This is a genomic window from Prevotella lacticifex (genome assembly GCF_019973375.1).
Taxonomy (GTDB): domain Bacteria; phylum Bacteroidota; class Bacteroidia; order Bacteroidales; family Bacteroidaceae; genus Prevotella; species Prevotella lacticifex.
Genome location: NZ_BPTV01000002.1, coordinates 551,345 through 572,784, shown reverse-complemented (window position 1 = coordinate 572,784; position 21,440 = coordinate 551,345). Strand labels below are relative to the sequence as shown.

Below are 21,440 nucleotides of genomic sequence, written 5' to 3'. Positions count from 1 at the left end.
TATATATAATATAAGGATTCAACAAGATATGAAAATCCAATCAAGAATAATCATAGCACTGGCCACAGTACTCGTCGGCACCTTCGCCTTCACGTCGTGTACCGATAAGGTGGCCTTCGGCGACTCGTTCCTCGACAAGGCATCGGGAAACTCCGTGACTGAGGACACCGTCTTCAACAGTGCAACATACACGGAGCAGTATCTCAACTCCATCTACGCGCTGCAATATTACGGACTGCCATACAACAACAACTGCGGCAACAGCGTCAGTCCATGGACAGGAAAGTTCGACCAGCTCACCGACTGTTGGGTGATGCACTGGAACAACAACACCATCTACAACGCTTACTATTCGGGTACGCTCGACGCCACACAGACACCATTGCTCTCCTATACCAACGACAACGTGTGGCAGGCTGTGCGCGCCGGATGGAAACTCATCAGCCACCTGCCCACAGTGCCGGGACTGTCGGCTGAGCAGAAGGCAAGCATGAAGGCGCAGGCTCAGTGCCTCATCGCCGCCCGCTACTTCGACCTCTTCGCTGTTTACGGCGGACTGCCCCTCGTCGACCATGCCTACAGCGGTACCGAGGGCACTTACACCCTGCCGCGTGCGTCGGTCGACTCAACGGTCAACTTCATGGTCAACCTCCTCGACTCGGCCATCGACTCCAAGGCTCTGCGCTGGGCTTACGACGGCAATACAACCGAGACCGACTCTACAAATAATATCGGACGATGGACCGAGGCCGGTGCCATGGCTCTGAAAGCCAAGATCCTGACCTTCGCCGCTTCACCGCTCTTCAACTCCGCCCAGGGCTACTATGGTGGCACATCGGAGGCAGAGAAGCAGCACCTCGTATGGTACGGCAACTACGATCCCGCACGCTGGCAGCGCGCTCTGAAGGCCTGCCAGGACTTCTTCAATGAGCTCGGTGCCAAGGGCTGGTACCACCTGACAACACCGGAAGAGGTGGGATGTAAGAAAGACCCCGACGGTTACCGTCAGGCTTATCGCAAGGGCTACGCCTTCCAGGGCAGCCACGAGATTATCCATTCCACACGTGTGCTCACCGTCGACGCATTCAAGTCGGGTACTTACACCTGGCACCAGTGGCTCGACAACCCCGCACGCCAGAACTGTCTGCCTACCGAGGAGTACATCGAGATGTTCCCATGGTCATCAGGAAAGCCGTTCAACTGGAAGGCTGACCTCGCTGCCGGAAACATCGAGGGTGCCAACGGTCACCTCTTCTATCGCTACAAGGCTGTGCGTGGCGGTGTCGTCAAGACTGCACAGCGCGACCCGCGACTCTACGAGGAGTGTATCGTCAACGGACAGCAGAAGTCGCTCGACTGGACATCGGGAAAGTCAAACGGCGATATCTACGAGCTCTGGGTCGGCGGTAACGATGCCAGCAACCATGTGGCCAGCCACAGCGACAGCCTCGGCACCATTCTCCAGGAGCAGCTCACAGCACGGTATGCTACCGGCTACGACCAGAACAAATATTATATGAACCAGGACTACCTTCGTAAGTACTGTCAGTGGGTTTACCTCAGCCTCGACGAGATGTACCTCATGTATGCTGAGTGTCTGGCTCAGACCGGCAACCTCAGCGGAGCCCTCGAGCAGGTCAATGTCGTGCGCCGCCGCGTAGGACTCGCCAACATCGAGAACTTCCCTATCTACGATGCCAACGACAAGCAGATTCCTGCTGCCACATGGACAGCCAACAAGGACGATGTCATCAACGAGATTCTTCGTGAGCGTGCCTGCGAGCTCGGTCTGAGCAACAACCACTACTACGATATGATCCGCTATAAGAAAGGCGAGTGGATGACCACCCAGCTCCATGGAATCATCACCTACCGTATGCAGCGTAACTCGAAAGGACAGTGGGTGCGCAACTACAACGCATGGATAGGTCCCGACAAGGATGCCAACGGTGCTGCCTCGGAGCCTACACGCTTCGAATACGAGAAGTTTGAGATCCAGAACCGCCGCCACGCTCTGTGGGGCATGGACCCGAACTCGCCGGAGGTGACACGGTGGTATCTGTGGCCGTTCCCCCAGAGTGAGATCAACAAGGGCTACGGACTCGTTCAGAACCCTGGATGGTAATAGCTCGATGCGATAATCCGGCGCGACAACAGCCCCACACATGGGGCGCGCCGCCGGTAGCATTGCCATCGACAATAGTACACTATAACTAAAAAATCGACAACAATGAACTATAAACATATATTCGCCATCTCACTGCTCGCCGGAAGCGTGATGCCGGCAGCTGCCCAGACCGCCGACATCGACACTGCGAAGGCCGCTAACGCTTTCATCGGTCAGGCCATTGAGGTGGGTGCGAACAAGAACTTCGACCGCAGGCAGTCGACTGCCGCCGTCACCGTCATTGAGAACAAGCACGTCAATCAGCGGTCGTCGAAGGATATCGGCAACTCCATCATCGGACAGGGCGGCAACGGCCTCGTGTCGTTGCAGAACGCTGGGTCGTACTTCGCTGCCAACCCGACATTTTACGTCCGTGGCTTGCAGACCCTCAGCAACAACTCACCGCTGATTCTCGTCGACGGACTCGAGCGCGACCTCTCAGTCATAGACCCTAATGAGGTCGACCACGTCGAGATCCTCAAGGATGCCGCTGCTACGGCACTCTTCGGCTACAAGGGCATCAACGGTGCCATCATGATCACCACAAAGCGCGGTACGTACAATTCCAAGCAGCTGAAGGTGAGCTACGACCATCTGTTCAACTATCAGATTGACCGTCCTAAGTTCCTCGACGCTGCTACCTATGCTAACGCCATGAACGAGGCCCTCGCCAACGAGGGTGCGGCTCCGAAATATACCGACCAGGAGATTGCGGCTTTCCGCTCAGGCGCTTATCCCAACCTCTATCCTAACGTGAACTGGGTCGACGAGACCTTCCGCCATCATGGTGTGACAAACAAGGTTACGGCTGAGTTCACCGGCGGTACAAACCGCTTCCGCTATTATACTATGGTGAACCTCCTCTCCGATAAGGGTTTCATCCGCAACACCAAGGACGACAACGGCAACAATACCCAGGATAAGTACGTGCGTGGTAACCTGCGCATGAACCTCGATGTCGACCTCACCCCGACAACGAAGATGAAGATCAACACCCTCGGTGTCCTCGCCGAGATGTCGCGTCCGGGCAATGCCACCGATCTATGGGGACTTGTCTACGCTCTGCCGTCAGTAGCCTTCCCGGTGAAGAATACCGATACAGGGCTCTGGGGCGGCTCTGTCACATGGGCCGGCACCAACAACCCCGTGGCCAACACCGCCGGTGCTGCTTACTATAAGATCAACGAGCGCGCCCTCTACACCGACCTCACCCTCAACCAGGACCTCGGAATGTTCCTCAAGGGCTTGTCGGCAACGGCACGCATAGGATATGATGTCTACAACACTCTCTACGAGAACCACAGTAAGACATTCCCCTATACCTTCTATACAGGTACCGACTGGACATCGGGTGAGCCCGTGGGCACAGGAGCCACACAGGGCGGTGAGTACGGAACACAGAGCAAGAGTGCAAGTCTGAACGCTTTCAACCGTCATTTCAACTTCGATGCCGGACTCAACTACGAGAATCACTTCCCACACCACCACTACTGGTACTCTTCGCTGAAGTGGGGTTACGAGTATCTCAGTTCGACAGGACTCAACAATACGTTCTCACGTCAGACTGTCAGCTGGCTCAACCACTACAGCTACCGCAACCGCTACATCCTCGAGATGTCGCTCGTAGGCATGGGGTCGGGACGTCTCGCTCCAGGTACAAAGTGGGCTGTGTCGCCGACAATCAGCGGTGCATGGGTTATCAGCTCGCACAACGCCCTGAAGAATCTCAAGTGGCTCGACCTCTTGAAGTTCCGCGCTTCTTACGGCCGTCTCAACGCCGACTACCTGCCGGGCGACAACGTATGGACTTATTACACTCAGAGCTATACCACCGATGGTGTCACATATCCGTTTAACTCGGGTTATGACTCCAACTTCGGCCGTACGAACATCGGACAGATGGCTACCGTCAATCCGCGTCACGAGATTGCCGATAAGTTCAACTTCGGTTTTGATATCAGCCTCTTCAACGAACTCAACGCACAGATCGACTACTGGTTCCAGACCCGTAATCAGATTTGGGTGTCGGCAGCGGGTGCCTATGGTTCTGTCATCGGCTTCGACGCTCCTTATATGAACGACGGTCAGGTCAACAGTCACGGTTTCGAGGCTTCGCTCGACTGGACTCATAACTTCGGCCCGGTGAAATTCAACCTCGGTGGTACATTCTCTTACAACAAGAACCGTATCGTTGAGCAGGACGAGCAGCCGCAGCCTTACGTTAACCTCCGCACAACCGGTCATCCCCTCAACAGCATCTGGGGTCTGAAGGCTGTAGGACTCTTCAAGGACCAGGCCGACATCGACAACTCGCCGACGCAGACCTTCTCGGCCGTCCGTCCCGGCGACATCAAGTATGCCGACATCAACGGCGATGGAAAGATCGATGCCAACGACCGTGTGAAACTCGGCTATAGCACCGTCGCTCCTGAAATCTACTACACAGCCCATATCGGCGCAGAGTATAAGGGATTCGGTGTCGACGCTCTCTTCCAGGGCGTGGCCCACTATTCAGCCATCCTCAACACCACCGGCTATTACTGGGGACTCATCTCCAACCGCACACTCTCGCAGTACGTTTACGACCACCGCTGGACAAGCACCAACCAGGATGCTGAGTTCCCGCGCCTGAGCTCGTCGAGCAACGCCAACAACTATCAGACCAGCTCCTTCTGGGTGCGCAGCCGCGATTTCTTCAAGCTCCGCAACCTCGAGGTCTACTATAATCTGCCGAAGACTCTCATGGAGAAGTCGGGATTCATCAACGCCGTCAAGGTTTACGTCCGTGGTGTCGACCTCTTCACCTTCGACCATCTCGATGAGGTCAACGCCGAGTCGTATGGTGCTACCAACCCTCTGACACGCAGTCTCGTCGTTGGTGCGCAAGTAACATTCTAACAAACATAACGAAGAATAAGATATGAAACTCAGAAACATATTACTGGTGTCGACAGCGGCCTTGCTCACCTTCTCGTCGTGCTCCGATGAGATGAACTACAAGGAATACAACGTCTACGAAGAGGATTACATTAAGGCTACCTTCGGCCGCGTCGGTGGTCTGATGACGAGAATCTACAATGATCTCGACTACGACTTCGGCAACTATTCCGGAGCTATGCTGTCGTCGGCTACCGATGAGAGCGTCTACTCACATCCCGGCAACACCATTGAGGACTTCTACAACGGTGCCTGGGGACCTACAGATGACCTCAACAAGAACTGGAAGAACGCCTGGGACGGCATCAGCTACTGCAACGCTGTCCTCGACCGTTTCGGCAACGTCGACTGGAGTCAGTATCAGCTCGATATCCACTATAGCGACGAGGTCAGGCAGTATAAGAACTATATGTACGAGGCACGCTGGGCACGAGCTTACTTCTACTTCGAGCTCGTGCGCGACTATAAGAATGTGCCTCTGAAGACCCGCGACATGAATGCCGCCGAGGCCAACAAGCTGCCTCAGGTGCCGTCCGACAGCATCTTCAAGTTCATCGACGACGAGTGCGCAGCCATCAAGGACAGCATTTTCGAGGACTATACGGCTATCGGCTACCCGGCACAGTCGGAGACAGGTCGTGCCAACAAGCTCGCCGTCATGGCTCTCCGTGCCCGCGCTGCCCTCTACCATGCAAGTCCGCTCTACAACGACAAGAACGACCAGAGCCTGTGGGTTGACGCCGCCAAGCGCTGCCAGGAACTCATCACCGAGGCCCGCACAGAGGGAAAGACTCTGTCGGCGAACTATGCGGCGATGTTCGCCAGCGACAGCTGGAGCAACGCCAACGCACAGAAGGAGATAATCTTCGGCCGTCGTACTGCCGCCAACAACTCGTTCGAGAAGTATAACTTCCCTATCGGACTTGAGAATGCCGGTGGCGGTAACTGCCCGACACAGAACCTCGTCGATGCCTTCGAGATGAAGAACGGTAAGAGCATCGACGACCCGACGAGCGGCTACGATCCGCAGAACCCCTACGCCAACCGCGACAGCCGTCTGGCAAGTATCGTCGCTGTCAACGGCGAGATATGGCCTAACGACACGCTGGCTACATACGTCGGCGGTGCCAACTCCAGCAGCACCACCTATGGCACTCCTACCTCTTATTATCTTAAGAAGTATGTCAACAAGGGAACCATCATCAAGAATACCGGTGCCAGCAGCTTCTACCACATCTGGGTGACCTTCCGTCTCGGCGAGTTCTACCTCGATTATGCTGAGGCTGCCCTCAACGCTACGAAGAGCGGCTATGCCGTTCCTGAGGGATGCTCGATGACGGCTGCACAGGCCATCAATATGATTCGCAAGCGCGCCGGACAGCCCGACATCGCTACGGGTCTCTCTTTCGATGCCTTCAAGAAGAAGTATGAGAACGAGCGCTTTGTCGAGCTCGCCTTCGAGGGGCACCGTTTCTACGACCTGCGCCGTTGGAAGGAGGCTCCCGACTATCTGAAGACCATCCGTAAGATGACGATAACTAAGAATGCCGACGGCACGATGAGCTTCGCTCCCGGTGTCCTCGAGACACGTCAGTGGAATGATGCCTGGTATCTCTTCCCGCTGCCACAGAAGGATGCTCTGAACTGCGGATACAAGCAGAATCCGGGTTACTAAGAATACAACCAATGAGAACTGATGACCGGCGGGCTCACACTCTTCCCCAATGGGCCCGCGGGCATCATGTTCATAGCAAGTTAAATTTAGAAAAACTTGTTTAAGACTGTCCCGTGTAAGGAAAAATCTTTGTACCTTAGCGTCGGAAAACCTGCAACGGCAGTCTCATTGACACTTAAATCTAAAACAAAGTAGTAAAATTAAATATCAATTGATTCACTAAATTCTTAAACTTTTAACTATGAAGAGAATCTACTTATTATTGGCTGCGCTCATAAGCATAGCTTTCAGCGCACAGGCTTCGACACGAAATCTTCTGAAGATGGATTTCGAGTCAAGTACATCAGTTCCCGACGGTTGGCACGCTCCAACCAATGAGTCTTGGCTTAAGGTCACCAATGACGGCTATAGCAATCTGCTCGCCTTCACACCGGGTGTCACCAACGACCGTTCGTGCTACCTCTGGTGGGGTCAGGACCTCGTCAATGGCGCCGGCACATCAGCCTACACTGTACAGTTCAACTTCAGTGCCACCGCATGGGGTAACAACCACACCTCTTCGGAGTTCGCTGTCGTCAGCTGCGCTGCTGAGAACACTCTGAAGAAGTCTGCCCTCAACGCTAACTACAGGGCAAAGGATGCCAACTGGCTCTTCGACCTTACACAGCTCGATGCCAACCACGGTGGCAATGCCGCTTCTGCTTCCGGCGACCAGGTGTTCGCTCTCAACGGCGATACCGCCAGCACCGTCACCCTCACAGCAGGTGCTTTCTACACCGTCACTCTTAACATCGACACCGTTGCCCGCACCGTCGACTACGCTGTCGCCACTGGTACAGGCGAATCAGTCACACAGGGCACATACCAGCTTCCTGAGGGCGTCAGCCCAATAGCATCGGGTATCGACTGTCTGGCTGCACGTTATTCTGCTGACCATCGTTTTGACAATATCTCTGTGTCTTACGAGACAGCTTCCGACTATGCCAACGTACCTTCTATCACGCTGACAAAGGTCAACAACCACCAGCGTCTTTATCAGGTGGCATTCCTCGAGGGCGAGGTTCTGCACTACACCTTCAACGGTGGTGCTGAGCAGACCGTTACCTACGACGAGACTCCTAACGGCGACGGTGTGTATGTATGGAGCAACAACCCCAGCTACGACCCGAACTACGATGGACTTGTAGAGGATCCTTGTGAGGCCGGTACTCTCGAGGCTTGGACAACATCTGGCAGTGCTACATCAGAGAAGGCTACTGCCGACGTATCAAACGACATCATCGCTCTGCCGGCAACGACAGCTAAGATTGTCAACGTCAATGAGGGATACGGCAAGACCTATCAGCTCATCGCCGACAACGCCGATGTAACACTGAAACCACAGCTCTTCATCTCTTACACCTTCACTCCTGCCGATGGCGGTGAGGTGCTCACTGGCAAGGACCTCGGCACACTCTCTGAGGTTACCGTTCCTTCGAAGGGTACCCTCGAGCTCACCACAAGTGCGTTCGGTTACGGTTCTACCAACTCTACTGTTGAGAACAACATCAAGTACACTCAGAGCGCTGACTACAACTTCGCTCACTGGACTGATGCCAACGCTACTGCTGCCGGATTCACTGCTGCATCATCTAACGTCACCGGTAAGTTCGCCGACTACGGCCGTTACTTCGGTTACAACGCTGCTGACAGCTCGAAGATCGTTTACAACGAGATTCCTTACTTCATCAAGAAGTCTTCTGAGTTCACCGACTCTGTCCTCTCCGCTCCTGTCGTATTCACTGCTACTCCGTCAGTCAACGTGAACCTGTACAAGGGTATCGGCCTCGTTCTCGATGGTAAAAAGGGCGACGACGGTTCTGGCTCTTGGATCAGCAGCCTCTACCTGAAGGTCAATGGTGTCAAGGACGACGATATCGTTCTGTTCTCTCAGACCAACAACTACGGTTCGTCATCTCTCCACCCATTGGTTAACAGCCTCGAGGAGTATCTCGCTTGCGACAACGCTCCTGTCACCGACGTTATCCCCGGTGCCGACCTCACCAGTGGTACAGGATTCGGCCTCTACCGTATCTCTAATGCGCTTGCCCGCATTCAGGTTATGAGCGCAGGAGCTAAGGATCCGAATGGTATTAAGACCGTCAACACCGTTAGTGAGACCACAGTTGCCAACGCTCCTGTCTATACTCTCACCGGTATGCGTGTCAACAACCTTGCTGCTGCTCCTGCCGGCATCTACATCCAGAACGGCAAGAAGTTCATCAAGAAGTAATTCTGCCTACATGCAGATTAATGCACATTAGATAGATTTCAACACATGGAAGATCCTCAGCCGCCGATGGCTGGGGATCTTTTGCGTTTATAGTGCCATCGCAGATTCATTGGGCAGCGGCTGCGCATTATCGCAGATTCCTGACTTCATCACATCTTTGGTCGGATGAGGTGTCATCATTGATTATCAGTTAGTTATAAGCTTATTTCAGCAATTGATGGTGACGCAATTACGAATTATGGAATCTCCTCCTTAACAGCCCGGCAGACAGTCAATATCTTTGTTCTGACTCATATTGCCTTGCCATCTCCAGATGATACGAAAAGAGAAAATCATGTACAGTCTTACGCTCCATGAGGAGCACCCCTTTCGGGGTCAAAGCCTGTACATGAAGAAAATTGCCAAGGCATAAAATTGCGCATAGCGCATAAAATAAAGCGACTGAATAGTCGTTACCACGACGATATCATCAAGGCTTTCTAAAATAATTGTGAGCAGATTTAGGGGGTGCTGAATATTTTATGCGCTCTGCGCAATTTTACGCGATAGCGATTTTCGTCACGGGCAGGCTTTGTCCCCCGTATGGGGTGGTGCTGAGGTGATGGGGGCAGCCGACGAGCTTGCTCGTAAGGCTGTCCCCATCACCTCAGCACCATAGCTCCATGGGGAGCTAAAGTCTGTACGTGACTATTGTCCAAAAGCTTATTCTTGATTCAGGGTGACGCATTGACAAAGTCAGGTGGCTGGGGATCTTTTGCGTTTATAGTGCCATCGCAGATTCATTGCGCAATGGCCGCGCATTATCGCAGATTCATTGGGCAATGGCCGCGCATTATCGCAGATTCATTGGGCAATGGCCGGGAGTTATCGCAGATTCATTGGGCAACGGCCTTGAGTTAATTAAAGAAACCTCCATTTGAGACACTATACACCAAGCATAGCAACTAGCTCTTCTATATATTTAAGCATGGTTGCCGTACCCCATTTACCACCATCTTTGGTTCTCACCTTCTTGTATTTTGAAAGGTATCTGAATATAGCCTTGTAAGAATATTTCTTGCTTAGCCCCAGCTTGACAAACTCATTTTTAACCCTTGTCGTTATGACGACGGAGAGAAAATTAATCAGTTCGGTGGCATATACGCTGTAGTCGGAATGCACGTTTACCGTGTCACGGTCAACGATATTCTTGTATAGCCAGAACAGAGTCTCCACAGACCATCGCTGGGAATAGGCTAAATAGACGGTTAATGGGTCAAGGTCAGCTTTTGACTTGAAGACAATCAGACCGAATAAACCTTTCCTCTCGACATAGCTTTCTGCCTTGAAGTTATCTTTCTTGTTGGCATTCTGCACATATCCAATCTCCTGTTCGGAGGCTGCCTTCGGGTCGCGGAAAGAGTAGAGGAACTTGCCGTTTGACATTTTTTGCTTTTTGTATAGAATCGTTCCGTCCTTATAGTCTTTCAATGGCATTGTCGGCTCATCCATCTTGTAATTCTTTATGAACGCCGAATTCTGCTTCAACGGTATCAGGTATGCCAGTCCTTCCATCTTGTCGACTTTCTCAAAAAGCTTGTCGTTGTAGAAACCCTTGTCGAATACCATCAGACCATTCTTAATCTCATACTCCGCTACAAAGTCGTCTATCGCCGTCTGATCCAGCATGTTGCCTGCGTAAGGCTTTGCCGCTATGGGCTCACGCGTCAATGGGTTGAAAGCATACAGCAAGCTGATATCTTTGGAGCCTTTCTTCGCTCCCTTGCGCGAGAACTCCGACAGACTCCCCGTCTTGGCATTGTAGTCCTTGAGCATGCCATCGATAACCATGTCACCGCCGGTAAAGGTGTTCACCCTATTGCGCATGAACTCACAGATAAGGGAGTACGCCTTGCCTATCTTCACAAGAAACCCGGACACTGCCGTCTCAGACAAATGCACTCCCGGATACATCTCTGATGCAAATGAGCAGAGGTACTGTATCTGCAAGTCACGGTTCATGATGCCTCCATATGAAGCACGGAGCAAGGCAATGACATAGAGGCGCTTTGCATCGTCGAGATTCCAAACCTTGGCGAGTTCTTGAAGAAGTCCACTGCCGTACTTGTCACAGAGAGCCACCTCTCCATAATCTTTAATATCCACTTGATTTTTCTTGCGCATATATGAGCCCTCGACAAACTTGCCGTTTACAATTTCTCCTACCGTTCCTTGGTCTACGGGGATAGGTTTCCCGTTAATTCTTTTGCTCGTCCTTTTTATGACGACAAAACGACTGCCTCTCTGTCGGACTATCGTACTTTTGGGGCGGGCGACTGACTTTATCTCTTCTGGAATAGCCATAAATATGTATAGTATCTATATAATTAAAAGAACTATACAAAGGTACAAATAAATGGCCATATCTGCAAGAAATTACCAATAATATTGGCAAAAATAATTATGCAGAGACTAAAACAAGGGGAAGTTTAAACGGGCTTTCTACGAAAGAAAGCCCTTGCTAAGCCAGAAACGGCAAAGCAAGGGCCAAATTGTATAGTGTCTCAAATGGAGGTTTCTTTAGTTAATGATCCCTTTGCCGTGACGTCCACGATGTCCTTCCCTGCAAACGACCATTGTCGATTTGCCCGTTGCATGCTTGAATATCTGCGCAATTACCAACGGCAATGTCTGGCCTTTATCTAATCTTTGTGTATGATGTCTTTGTGTTTTTCGTAATACAAAGATACAAAATTTTTGAGGCGAATGCAAGCTTTTCGGTGATTATTTTTTCTCTTTGTTTCTAACAGTCTGAGACAATGGTATATACAACCTTTGCCACCGTGGTCCACAGTAGGGGTGGGGTTTATCCCCATCCTACTGCCATCGATACAATATCATTATAATTCTTGTCCGCATCCTACTGCCATAAAGACATCCTTAATTCCGCAACTAATTGCGCAATTCTTTATTAATATTTTTTATAAGTCTCTGAGGAACAATAAGTTCCCCAGAGTTTTGCCATTTGCAGAATTTTCACTAACTTTATGGTCTCAAAACAAAAATAGTTCAATTCTAAATGACATGGCAAAAGTAGCAATAAAATATGATAACATAGTCCCCTACGGCGGAATTTTTTATGCTATGAACGAATTTAAACGCGCAGGACTGGACAAACTGGTAGACGGGCGGCTTAATCTCCGCTGTGCGAACTATGGCTACCAGTACAGCGATATTATGCTTGCGCTATTCTGCATATATCTCTGCGGCGGTGACCACATAGAGGATATTACAACCATATTGAACAAGTATCTGAGCACTGCCCCAGATGCGAGGATACCAAGTTCTGACACCATCGCCCGTGGGCTGAAGGAGCTGAGCGCCATGAGTATAGCCTATACGAGTAAAGCTGGCAATGTATATGCGCATGATCCTGCCATGAAACTAAACTCCTTGATGCTTGACATGGCATTGCTGCTTGGCCTTCTGAAAAAGGGGCAGGGCATTGATGTCGACTTTGACAACGAGTTCATCCCCGCTGAGAAAAGCGACGCGCTGTATTCCTATAAAAAACAGCGCGGCTACTTCCCGGGCGTGATGACATCCGGTCCGCTGATAATCGGCATTGAAAACAGGCAGGGCAACTCGAATGTCAAGTTTGAGCAAGTGGAAGAGCTGACACGCATGCTGGACAATATCGAGGCTCACGGACTTTATGTGCGCATGTTCCGTGCCGATTGCGGCTCGTTCATCAAGGAACTTGTTGAGGAGCTCTTTCTTCGGACAGAGACGTTTTACCTCCGTGCCAGCAGCTGTGCTGACCGCAGGCAGATGTATGAACAGTGCAAGGATTGGCGTCACACGTCGGTAAATGGCCAGGATATGGACGTCGCATCATTTGAATTCACCGAATTCCTTTCCGACTGGCATTTACGGCTTGTAGTGCAGCGCACCAAGATGGACGCAGAACAGGGAGAGCGGTTCCTGCCCGGCATGGAATATATGTACCGCGCCATACTGACCAGCGACCATAACAGCACCGAAGAGCAGGTCATTGACAAGTACAATCAACGAGGCGCTTGTGAAAAGAATTTCGACGTTCAGAATAACGACTTCGGTTGGGCACATCTTCCGTTCTCAACCATGGAGGACAACACGGTGTTCCTTCTCTTTACCGCCATGCTGAAGAATTTCTATCAGTACTTGTTGTCAAAGGTCAGCGCCATTTTCCCCGGCATAGACATGAAAAGTCGCCTTAAGCGCTTTGTCTTTGCCTTCATTGTTGTTCCGGCTAAATGGGTCCGTGTCGCCAGGCAATGGACTCTGAATATCTACACTAAGAACAGATGGTTGCACTACTGGACAATTTTCAACGCCAGCTACGGATGAGCCAAACGTTTTGGAGGGTTAACAATTTAATATCCCTAATGGGGGCAAGGGGGCTTTATGCGCTCATATCAGTTAGGATATGGCAAAAAGCCAGTTTGAACAAGAGAAATTGCATTCTGGGCGGTTTTGACCGCAATGGCCTGAGACTATTAGTAGGGTTGCGGAATTGAGGGACATTATCATTATAATTCTCGTCCGCAGTTGCGAGGGTGGGGATAAACCCCACCCCTCCGGAGGCCCTTGAAGGCATCATCTCAGAGCAAAAGGCGATGACGGACAATATAGCGCAGGGACTTGAAATGATACTCGGAGTGTCGGCTGGCATGTGGATGAACCTGCAAAGAGCATACGACCAAGCAATAAAATCGGAATGAGGCGATAGAGTTAGCCATGCCTGGCAATGAAAAGGCACACTTTTCTTTGCCGTTTCGCTTATTTCCATTATTTTTGCAACAGATACATATAGGCAGAACAGACGATTATGATAACGAAGGAAGAATTACGACAGCTCTTGAAGAGCACTGAGACATACCGCATAGAGCGTACTGTGTCCACTGGTAATAAAGACAAGTTCAGTGAGGCTATCTGTGCGTTCTCCAATGATCTGCCCGGCTCTCACAAGAACGGCTATCTGATAATAGGCGCTGAGGACGATGGCGAAATAAAGTCCGGCTTCAAGGTTACGGACGCCTTGCTGAAGAATATAGCTGCCCTGCGCTCGGATGGCAATATACTGCCGATACCGACTATGAGCGTTGACCGCTATGAGTTTCCCGAAGGTGACCTGCTTGTCTGTGAGGTGCAGCCGTCGCCGATGACACCGGTCCGTTATCGTGGTCGTGTGTTTGTGCGTATCGGGCCCCGACGCGACATCGCTTCCGAGGATGAGGAACGAATACTGACAGAGCGACGTACAGCCAACATGGCTACATTCGATGTCACTCCGTGTCTGCGCGCCAAGCTGTCGGATTTGAATGTTGACATGATACGTAATGGCTACCTCCCCAAAGCCGTTGACGCTGACGTGTTAGCTACTGACAACAGAAGTCTGGAAGAACAGATGGCATCGGTAGGCTTGTACGATATGGACAGTCATTGCCCGACGAACGCTGCTGTGATACTCTTTGCTCACCGTCCGAAACAGTTCATACCCGGTGCCTACGTGCAGTACGTGAAGTTTGGCGGCAACGATAAGGCCTCCGACATATTCAATGAACGTATGTTCACAAGCTGTTTGTTTGACTTGTTGCCCAAGCTCGACACCTTTACGGAGAACAGTGTCGTAACAACGAGACCGGTACCGGTGACAGCCTTCCGCGAGGAGCGAGTCGTCAACTATCCGCGGGAAGCCATCAGGGAACTGCTGTTGAACGCAGTCATGCACCGCGACTACAGTTCCAACATGCCGATACGCTATTACGAGTTCAGCGACCGCTTGGAGATAATGAATGCAGGCGGACTCTATGGCAAGGCACGCCCCGAGAACTTCCCACATGTCAACGACTACCGCAACCCCATCATAGCCGAGGCATTGAAGAACCTTGGATATGTGAATATGTTCAACCGTGGCGTGAGCCGCGTGAAGGAGCTGTTCAAGGAAAACGGCAATCCACCCATAGACTTCAATGTAGACAAGATCACCGTGTTTGAAGTGGTGGTGAAGCCGAACAAGTCTAATACACGACCAGCAGAACCGACTTCTCAAATAAGGAGGCATAGAGGACTTATACCCAGCAAAACAGAACTTGACAAACTTGTATTCTATTGCAGGGAGCCAAGGTCCTTAGCCGATATATTGAGCTATATGGGGTATAGCGATAGAACTAAGTTCAGAAACAAGTATATCAAGCTTCTGTTACAGCAAGGAAGGATAAGGATGACTCTACCAGATATGCCAACAAGTAAGAGGCAAAAATATGTTGCCTCGGAGAAGGCATCTTAGCTCCACCATCTTGGTGCCTTAATTATTTTAGGCACCAAGATAAATTGGTTTAGGCACCAAGATAAAAACAACTCGGATTATGATCTAACTTATTTATTTTCAATAGGTTATTCTCATTTATTCTCTCTTTTTATCTTGGTGCCTAAAATAATTAAGGCACCAAGACGAGGAACCAAGTTGAAAAGAACCGATTAACTTTCAACACTCTTATTATCAGTAGATTAGCCTATAATCATCTTACCCCCTTATCTATAAATGGATTTAGGGACCATGTTAAGGCACCAAGATGGCTGGCACCAAGTTGGAGCAGCGGCATAGCCAATCGCCCTCTTTCAAAGAAAAGTATGATCGCGGCAACGTGGAGCAGTGGACATTGCGGCAACCGGGAGCTTGCTATACGACGACGATCATGTGGAAATACAACCATCATATCCTGGAGGTGTGGATGCCTTCAGAAGTACCTTATATAAGATGTTGAAAGAAAGCTATACAAATATAATTTCTGAGACTGAGACGATAGAAGTTACGATTGTTATAGAAAAAGATGGAACAGCCTCTAATATTAATGTTGACTGTCGGAACAAAGGGTGGATTCCTTATGTAATTAAAGCTATCAAAGCCATGCCCAAATGGAATCCAGGTTTGAATTCTGATTATGATCCTGTTCGCGTCAAGTATGAGATAGGGAATATCATTGGTTGATTTTAGCCTGTCGGAAGAATGGAGTGAATTTAACTGTCGATCAAATAATGAATATCGATATAGGTTGGAGTTAAATTCTGAATGTGCAGTGAAAAGCCAACAGCCATGAAGTCGTCTATGGGAAATTCGGCAGTTGTCAGCTGCCGAATTTCATAATTCGTTGAGGTATAGCTGCTTATTAAATCGTCAGGCAACATCTGACGATTTATTTACGGGCTCCACTGCTCGTAAAACATGCGCATGTTTTTAATGTTGCGGGCAGAGAATCCTCTCAGCCCCGGCAACTCCTGTTGCAGTCCTTTAGCGATGGACTCAATGGCGTTGCTGCCCCAATATCCGTCACGGCTGTGCGCTGAGACATATCCGCCAACTGAGTAGTAGAGTTTCAACAGCTCTTTGTTGGCCTGCTTGGCAGCTGCATAGCGACTCTTGAGTATGGCACTCTTGATGTCCTTTACAGCTTGTATATATTCTTGTGAGATATGAGCGATTTCCATATTAATCCGTTTTGCGTACAAATATAGCAACTTCTCCCAACTTTGCAACGAAACAATCTGGAAATTACAAACTCAAACCAAAACGAATGGAAATGAACGGAATTGACCAGTGCCGAACGGTAATAAATCTGCTCTTATCTAATTGAAATCCAAACTTCCATGTCCTTGAGAACTTTTCTGTTAAACATACCCATGACGATTATCTTGCTGCTGCAAAGTTAAGCAAAAATATCGTAAATCAGTAGCAACATTTTATATTTTTTGTAACAAATCAGTGGCAATATTCGATTGATTTTGTTCCAAATCATGGGCAACATGTGGCTGGATTTGTCTGAAATCATGGGCAATGTGCGGTTAGATTTGTTTGAAATCATCGTCAATGTGTGGTTGTTTCTGATTGAAATCATGGCCAATGTGCGGTTGAATTTGTCTGAAATCATGGGCAACTTGCGGTTGGATTTGTTTTAAATGGGCGATATACATGGTGAATATATTCTAAATCATGGGTAACATGTGGTTGATTAGGACTTTGACACCACCAGCCCCGTCGGGGCTGAATCGTCAATAACCCCGGACTAAGCGAGCGATAGCGAGTGCAGTCCGGGGAAGAAGGATCCTTACAGCTATACATTCAGTGCCTCGAAGACGCACAATAGCGCGGAGTGCGCATCTACGCATTGGCAGTGTGCCCCCCCTTGAACGAAGAACGGTTGAATACACAAATTAAGACCAAAACTATAAAAACCCTGTTGCCAGCGCCAAGGGCTTTCGCCCTTTGCCATTTGGGCTTTGAGTGCTTGTGAGAGGCTGGACCTCTCACCGCCCTCAAATCCCAAATGGCAGATCCTCCTTCGTCGGATCTTGGCGCTGACACAAAGGAAAACCTTCAAAACAGGCTAACGCCACAGAGGTTCGGTCGGTCGACCGAATAATTGTATTCCTTTGCCTCTTCGAGGCCAACTAACGGCCTAATCCTGCCCGCCTTTCGAAGGCGTTGCTTGGTAATCCATTGATAACTAATGTGTTGCACACATCCACCGTAGGGGCGGGGTTTATCCCCGTCCTACCAGCGTCGGACAAGAATTAAGGTAACACCCCGCAGCTGCGAGGTTGGGGATAAACCCCACCCCTACTTTATCTTTGCAGTGTGAATATTTTAAAGGTTTATGCCTTTAGTTTCATGGTTAATTTTTACCTTTGTTGTTGTAAGGAAAAGTTGACCACCGGAGGGATAATCTATACCCCCTACTAGACTTCGAGCCTAATCGCCGTTATAGACCCTCCGGATTGAAGCTGCAGAGACCAAGTAGGAAGTTAGGCTCGAAGCCTAAATAAAGTATTAGTCGGGACAACTTCTCGGTCAACTCGTTACTTACTTCATTAAAAGACAAAGTTATGAAGAAATTCTGTATTGGCATAGACATTGCCAAAAAAACTTTTGATGCGACTGCAATTTTCGTCGAATCGATAGATTCGTTGAACGAGGTTGGTTACAGACAGTTCGAAAACTGCCCGTCAGGCTTCAGAGCTCTTGTCTCATGGGCAAAGAAGTTGTGCAAGCAATGCAACGGCAAGCTGTCGGAAGACGGACTGTTCTGCATGGAGACTACCGGTGGATACGACAGGCAGATCTGTATGTATCTTCACGACAAAGGCCAGAACGTATGGCGCGAGAGTGCTTTGCAGATACACCGTTCCTCCGGGTTCAGACGCGGGAAGAACGACAAGGCCGACTCGAGGAACATATCAGAGTATGCGGCCAAACATCAGGACAAGCTTGTCCTTTTTTCGCCCGATCCAACGGTTATCATGGAACTGAAGGAAATAGTGAATTACCGCGCCACAATGGTAGAACGCCGAAAAGAGGCAAAGACAAGGCTGTCGGAAAAGAAGTTCACCACAGTACTTGGCAAATCGCAGACAGAACGCGTAATAAACAAAATGTCTGAATCCGAGATAAAGACACTCGACGAGATAATCGAAAAGTGTAACCAGGAAATCGAGCGCATTATCAACTCTGACGAGGACTTGAAGAGAAACTACCTGCACATGACTTCCATAAATGGACTCGGCCTGGTCAATGCAGCTTGCATTATCGCATACTCGTCGAATTTCAAGAAGATAACCACACCCAACAAGATGTCCTGTTACGCAGGCGCTCATACGTTCTATGACGAATCCGGCACCTCTGTCCACAAGAAGGATCCAAGCAAGAACGTATGCTGTAAGATGATAAAGAACAACCTCAGAATGGCTGCCAGAAGTGCGATTATCTACAACCGAGAGATAAAGGCCTACGCCGACAGACTGGAAAAGAAAGGCAAGCCGTACAGCATTGTCCTCAACAACGTAATAAACAAACTCCTGCACATAACATACTCACTTGTAAAAAACGACTGCGACTATGAATACAATCATGAATTACTGAGAAAACTCAAAACGGTGGAGCCTGTATTGAAGACGGAACCTTCACTTGAGGCAGCACTATAAATGTAAATAAAAAATCAACATTACAATAAATTTAGTTAAAAACGAAAAATAATCGAGATTTCCTTTGGTCAGAAACCTAGGAAGCGGTGGCGGAGTGCTGCAAGCGTCTTAGCATCAGTGGTTTACACAGAATATTGGGTCTGGTTGTGCGTCGGAAATAAATTTAGAGATTCGGTCGGTCGACCGAATAATTTGGCCATTCGTTGTAATTACAGAGATTCGGTCGACAGACCGAATAAGATTATTTGTCTGTTGTTTGCGGCCGTACCTCTATCTACCTGCCCCTGCAAACGAACACAGATAATGCCCGTTTGTTGCGGGCCGCCCCCAAGTCTTTCCACCTGCAAATGAATCGCGTTCATTCGCCTTTCGTTTGCAGGTGGAGGAGGATTTTTTCTATCTTTCCAATCATGTAGAATGGGATGTTGACCAATCGGAATGCTTTGCCGTGGGGCGAGACGACGGTGTCAATCGAGAACGGTTGCGACCATACCCTTACCGCGATATCGCCATCGGTGGTATCCATGAAAACCTGAAGAGATCGAAGGTGAGCATTTGCACCGCTCTTAACTTCTATGGGGATGACCTGAGCACCGGAGGTGATGATGAAGTCAACTTCTGCTCCGTTGTTCGGCTTTGCCCAGAAAGCTCTCCTATGTCCAATTCGACAGTCGGTGCCAAGCAGTTCCTGTGCTGTTATTTGTTCAGCAATATGGCCTCTCCATTTGTCTATCGTTTCGGTAGTGCCGATGATTTCTGAACGGATTCCGGCCTGGTAGTTCACTAAACCCGTGTCAAACCATATCAGCTTTGGCTTTCGTCCCATCTCCGGGATGATGGGCTGTTGAGGAGATGACGACGGGTAGACGAGTTCTAACAGCATGGCTTTCTCCAATATTCGGAAAGCATCACCTACTTCGCGGGACTTGTAACCCGAGTTGGCGAAGTTGCCAAGGGTAATTGTTTCTCCTGCGAAAGCCCAACCATACGAGAGTATGAATCTAACCACATCGGTCAGCTTCTTGCCTCTCACATATTTCTCGGTATCATCTTTATATGATTGAATCAGAGTCTCGTAAGTGCTCTCCAGACTGAGGATGTCGCGTTTCTCAGCGTATTTTCTCACCGCTTCGGGCATACCACCGATGATGGCATACTGGTTGAACCAAAACATCAGTTGGTTATGGAAGGGAACGGTCATCGAGGGATTCATGGATAAGATGTTGAGAAGGTGCTCTTCACCCATAGCCCCTAAGAACTCATAGAAAGTGCAAGGGCGCATAGCGAGATATTGAACGCGACCTACCGGGAAACTGACCTGTACATCTACAATATTCTCAAGCAGAGAACCGGCGGCGATGACAAAGATTTGTGGCAGCTGCTCATAAAAATATCTCAGTAATGCAATCGCTTTTGGCGAGTTCTGTATCTCGTCGATGAAGATGAGCGTGGAGCCTTTGTGGCGTTCTTTACCAAGACTGGCGAAAAGCAAAGGTATCAGGTCGGGGAGGGGAACTTCGAGTTCGAACATTCTCCGATGCGCCTGGTCTTCCATATTGAAATACAAGTAGTTGTCAAACGACTTGCCGAATTCATTGACAACAGTCGTTTTACCTACCTGTCTTGCCCCTCTTAGGATGAGTGGCTTATGATGGACATCGGCTTTCCAAACTTCCATGTCCTTGAGAACTTTTCTGTTAAACATACCCATGACGATTATCTTGCTGCTGCAAAGTTAAGCAAAAATATCGTAAATCAGTAGCAATATCTTATATTTTTTGTTGTAAATCAGTGGCTAAATGTGTGTGGTTTTGTTACAAATCATGGGCAAAATGCGACTAATTTTGTTGTAAATCATTGGCAATGTGTGGTTGGATATGTTTGAAATCATGAGCAACGTGCGGTTGGATTTGTTTGAAATGGCGGTGGATGCGTATAACAGATTAAAAAGAGGGCTGCCCTTTTTGTACCCATTTGAAATATGTTTGTAGGGGCTAATTTTGTAATGCAAACATCTGATAACAAGACGCTTACAGCACTCTGCCGCCGTAGTGGCGGGGTTTATCGGCTCACTGGATATTTTCGGTGGAATCATGTTGAGAGGTAATATAATTCTTTATACTGTCATTATCGCTTTGGCATTTCCAAACGGAAAAGAGAAAAGAAAATCATGGTCATGCTTATGCTCCCCAAGGAGCAATGGGTCTAAAGCTATGGGGTAGTCTTGCGAGCAAGCTTGCCGCCTACCCCATAGCTTTAGCCCCACACCTTTGGTGTCAAGCCTGCCCATGACGATTGCCCCTTGGACATAAAATCCTGCGGCCGAAAGATAGTCCATAGCGTCTTGAAGGTCTGCTATACTGCTTGTGTTCTGTTGGGCGGTATCATAT

The 21,440-nt window shown here is 49.4% G+C and carries 11 protein-coding genes; 8 read left to right on the top strand and 3 right to left on the bottom strand.

Translation table 11 applies throughout. The features are described 5' to 3' along the window. Positions 1-28: 28 nt before the first annotated feature. The 4 genes from LDN30_RS12710 (at position 29) to LDN30_RS12695 (ending at position 9,051) form a co-directional block, all read left to right on the top strand. Entirely contained in the window at positions 29-2,125 is a 2,097-nt protein-coding gene (locus LDN30_RS12710) for a RagB/SusD family nutrient uptake outer membrane protein (protein ID WP_223927460.1), read from the top strand. Positions 2,126-2,230: 105 nt separating this feature from the next. Beyond that, positions 2,231-5,065: a SusC/RagA family TonB-linked outer membrane protein gene (locus LDN30_RS12705; protein ID WP_223927462.1), complete on the top strand. Its 2,835-nt coding sequence runs from the start codon at positions 2,231-2,233 to the stop codon at positions 5,063-5,065. 22 nt (positions 5,066-5,087) lie between these two features. Further along, a complete protein-coding gene (locus LDN30_RS12700) occupies positions 5,088-6,779 on the top strand; it encodes a RagB/SusD family nutrient uptake outer membrane protein (RefSeq protein WP_223927464.1) in 1,692 nt (563 codons plus the stop codon). 241 nt (positions 6,780-7,020) lie between these two features. Next, entirely contained in the window at positions 7,021-9,051 is a 2,031-nt protein-coding gene (locus tag LDN30_RS12695) for a hypothetical protein (protein WP_223927466.1), read from the top strand. Positions 9,052-9,975: 924 nt separating this feature from the next. Here LDN30_RS12695 and LDN30_RS12690 read toward each other — a convergent pair. Then, positions 9,976-11,394: a transposase gene (locus LDN30_RS12690; protein ID WP_223929004.1), complete on the bottom strand. Its 1,419-nt coding sequence runs from the start codon at positions 11,392-11,394 to the stop codon at positions 9,976-9,978. A 720-nt stretch (positions 11,395-12,114) separates the two neighbouring features. Between LDN30_RS12690 and LDN30_RS12685 the strand changes: the two genes are divergently transcribed. From LDN30_RS12685 to LDN30_RS12675, 3 genes are all read left to right on the top strand, one after another. Beyond that, a complete protein-coding gene (locus LDN30_RS12685; RefSeq protein WP_223929696.1) occupies positions 12,115-13,419 on the top strand; it encodes an IS1380 family transposase in 1,305 nt (434 codons plus the stop codon). Between the two features lie 481 nt (positions 13,420-13,900). Continuing rightward, positions 13,901-15,361 carry an RNA/DNA-binding domain-containing protein gene (locus tag LDN30_RS12680; RefSeq protein ID WP_223927477.1) on the top strand — a complete coding sequence of 487 codons (1,461 nt, stop codon included), beginning with the start codon at positions 13,901-13,903 and terminating at the stop codon, positions 15,359-15,361. 471 nt (positions 15,362-15,832) lie between these two features. Further along, positions 15,833-16,063: a hypothetical protein gene (locus LDN30_RS12675; RefSeq protein WP_223927479.1), complete on the top strand. Its 231-nt coding sequence runs from the start codon at positions 15,833-15,835 to the stop codon at positions 16,061-16,063. A 209-nt stretch (positions 16,064-16,272) separates the two neighbouring features. Here the strand turns inward: LDN30_RS12675 and LDN30_RS12670 are convergent, their stop codons facing one another. After that, positions 16,273-16,560, bottom strand: a complete 288-nt coding sequence (locus tag LDN30_RS12670; RefSeq protein WP_223927481.1) for a DUF1016 N-terminal domain-containing protein — start codon at positions 16,558-16,560, stop codon at positions 16,273-16,275. Positions 16,561-17,955: 1,395 nt separating this feature from the next. Between LDN30_RS12670 and LDN30_RS12665 the strand changes: the two genes are divergently transcribed. Then, positions 17,956-19,050, top strand: coding sequence for an IS110 family transposase (locus LDN30_RS12665; protein WP_223928808.1), 1,095 nt, complete (start codon positions 17,956-17,958; stop codon positions 19,048-19,050). Positions 19,051-19,408: 358 nt separating this feature from the next. Here LDN30_RS12665 and LDN30_RS12660 read toward each other — a convergent pair whose 3' ends face one another. Then, on the bottom strand, positions 19,409-20,755 hold the full coding sequence (locus LDN30_RS12660; RefSeq protein ID WP_223929695.1) for an ATP-binding protein: 1,347 nt from the start codon (positions 20,753-20,755) through the stop codon (positions 19,409-19,411). Positions 20,756-21,440: the final 685 nt, after the last annotated feature.

Bases quoted from the DNA above. Each gene is read 5' to 3' on its own strand.
- LDN30_RS12710 (WP_223927460.1), top strand. From the start codon at position 29: ATGAAAATCCAATCAAGAATAATCATAGCACTGGCCACAGTACTCGTC.
- LDN30_RS12690 (WP_223929004.1), bottom strand. From the start codon at position 11,394: ATGGCTATTCCAGAAGAGATAAAGTCAGTCGCCCGCCCCAAAAGTACG.
- LDN30_RS12705 (WP_223927462.1), top strand. From the start codon at position 2,231: ATGAACTATAAACATATATTCGCCATCTCACTGCTCGCCGGAAGCGTG.
- LDN30_RS12665 (WP_223928808.1), top strand. From the start codon at position 17,956: ATGAAGAAATTCTGTATTGGCATAGACATTGCCAAAAAAACTTTTGAT.
- LDN30_RS12670 (WP_223927481.1), bottom strand. From the start codon at position 16,560: ATGGAAATCGCTCATATCTCACAAGAATATATACAAGCTGTAAAGGAC.
- LDN30_RS12685 (WP_223929696.1), top strand. From the start codon at position 12,115: ATGGCAAAAGTAGCAATAAAATATGATAACATAGTCCCCTACGGCGGA.
- LDN30_RS12700 (WP_223927464.1), top strand. From the start codon at position 5,088: ATGAAACTCAGAAACATATTACTGGTGTCGACAGCGGCCTTGCTCACC.
- LDN30_RS12695 (WP_223927466.1), top strand. From the start codon at position 7,021: ATGAAGAGAATCTACTTATTATTGGCTGCGCTCATAAGCATAGCTTTC.
- LDN30_RS12660 (WP_223929695.1), bottom strand. From the start codon at position 20,755: ATGTTTAACAGAAAAGTTCTCAAGGACATGGAAGTTTGGAAAGCCGAT.
- LDN30_RS12680 (WP_223927477.1), top strand. From the start codon at position 13,901: ATGATAACGAAGGAAGAATTACGACAGCTCTTGAAGAGCACTGAGACA.
- LDN30_RS12675 (WP_223927479.1), top strand. From the start codon at position 15,833: ATGTTGAAAGAAAGCTATACAAATATAATTTCTGAGACTGAGACGATA.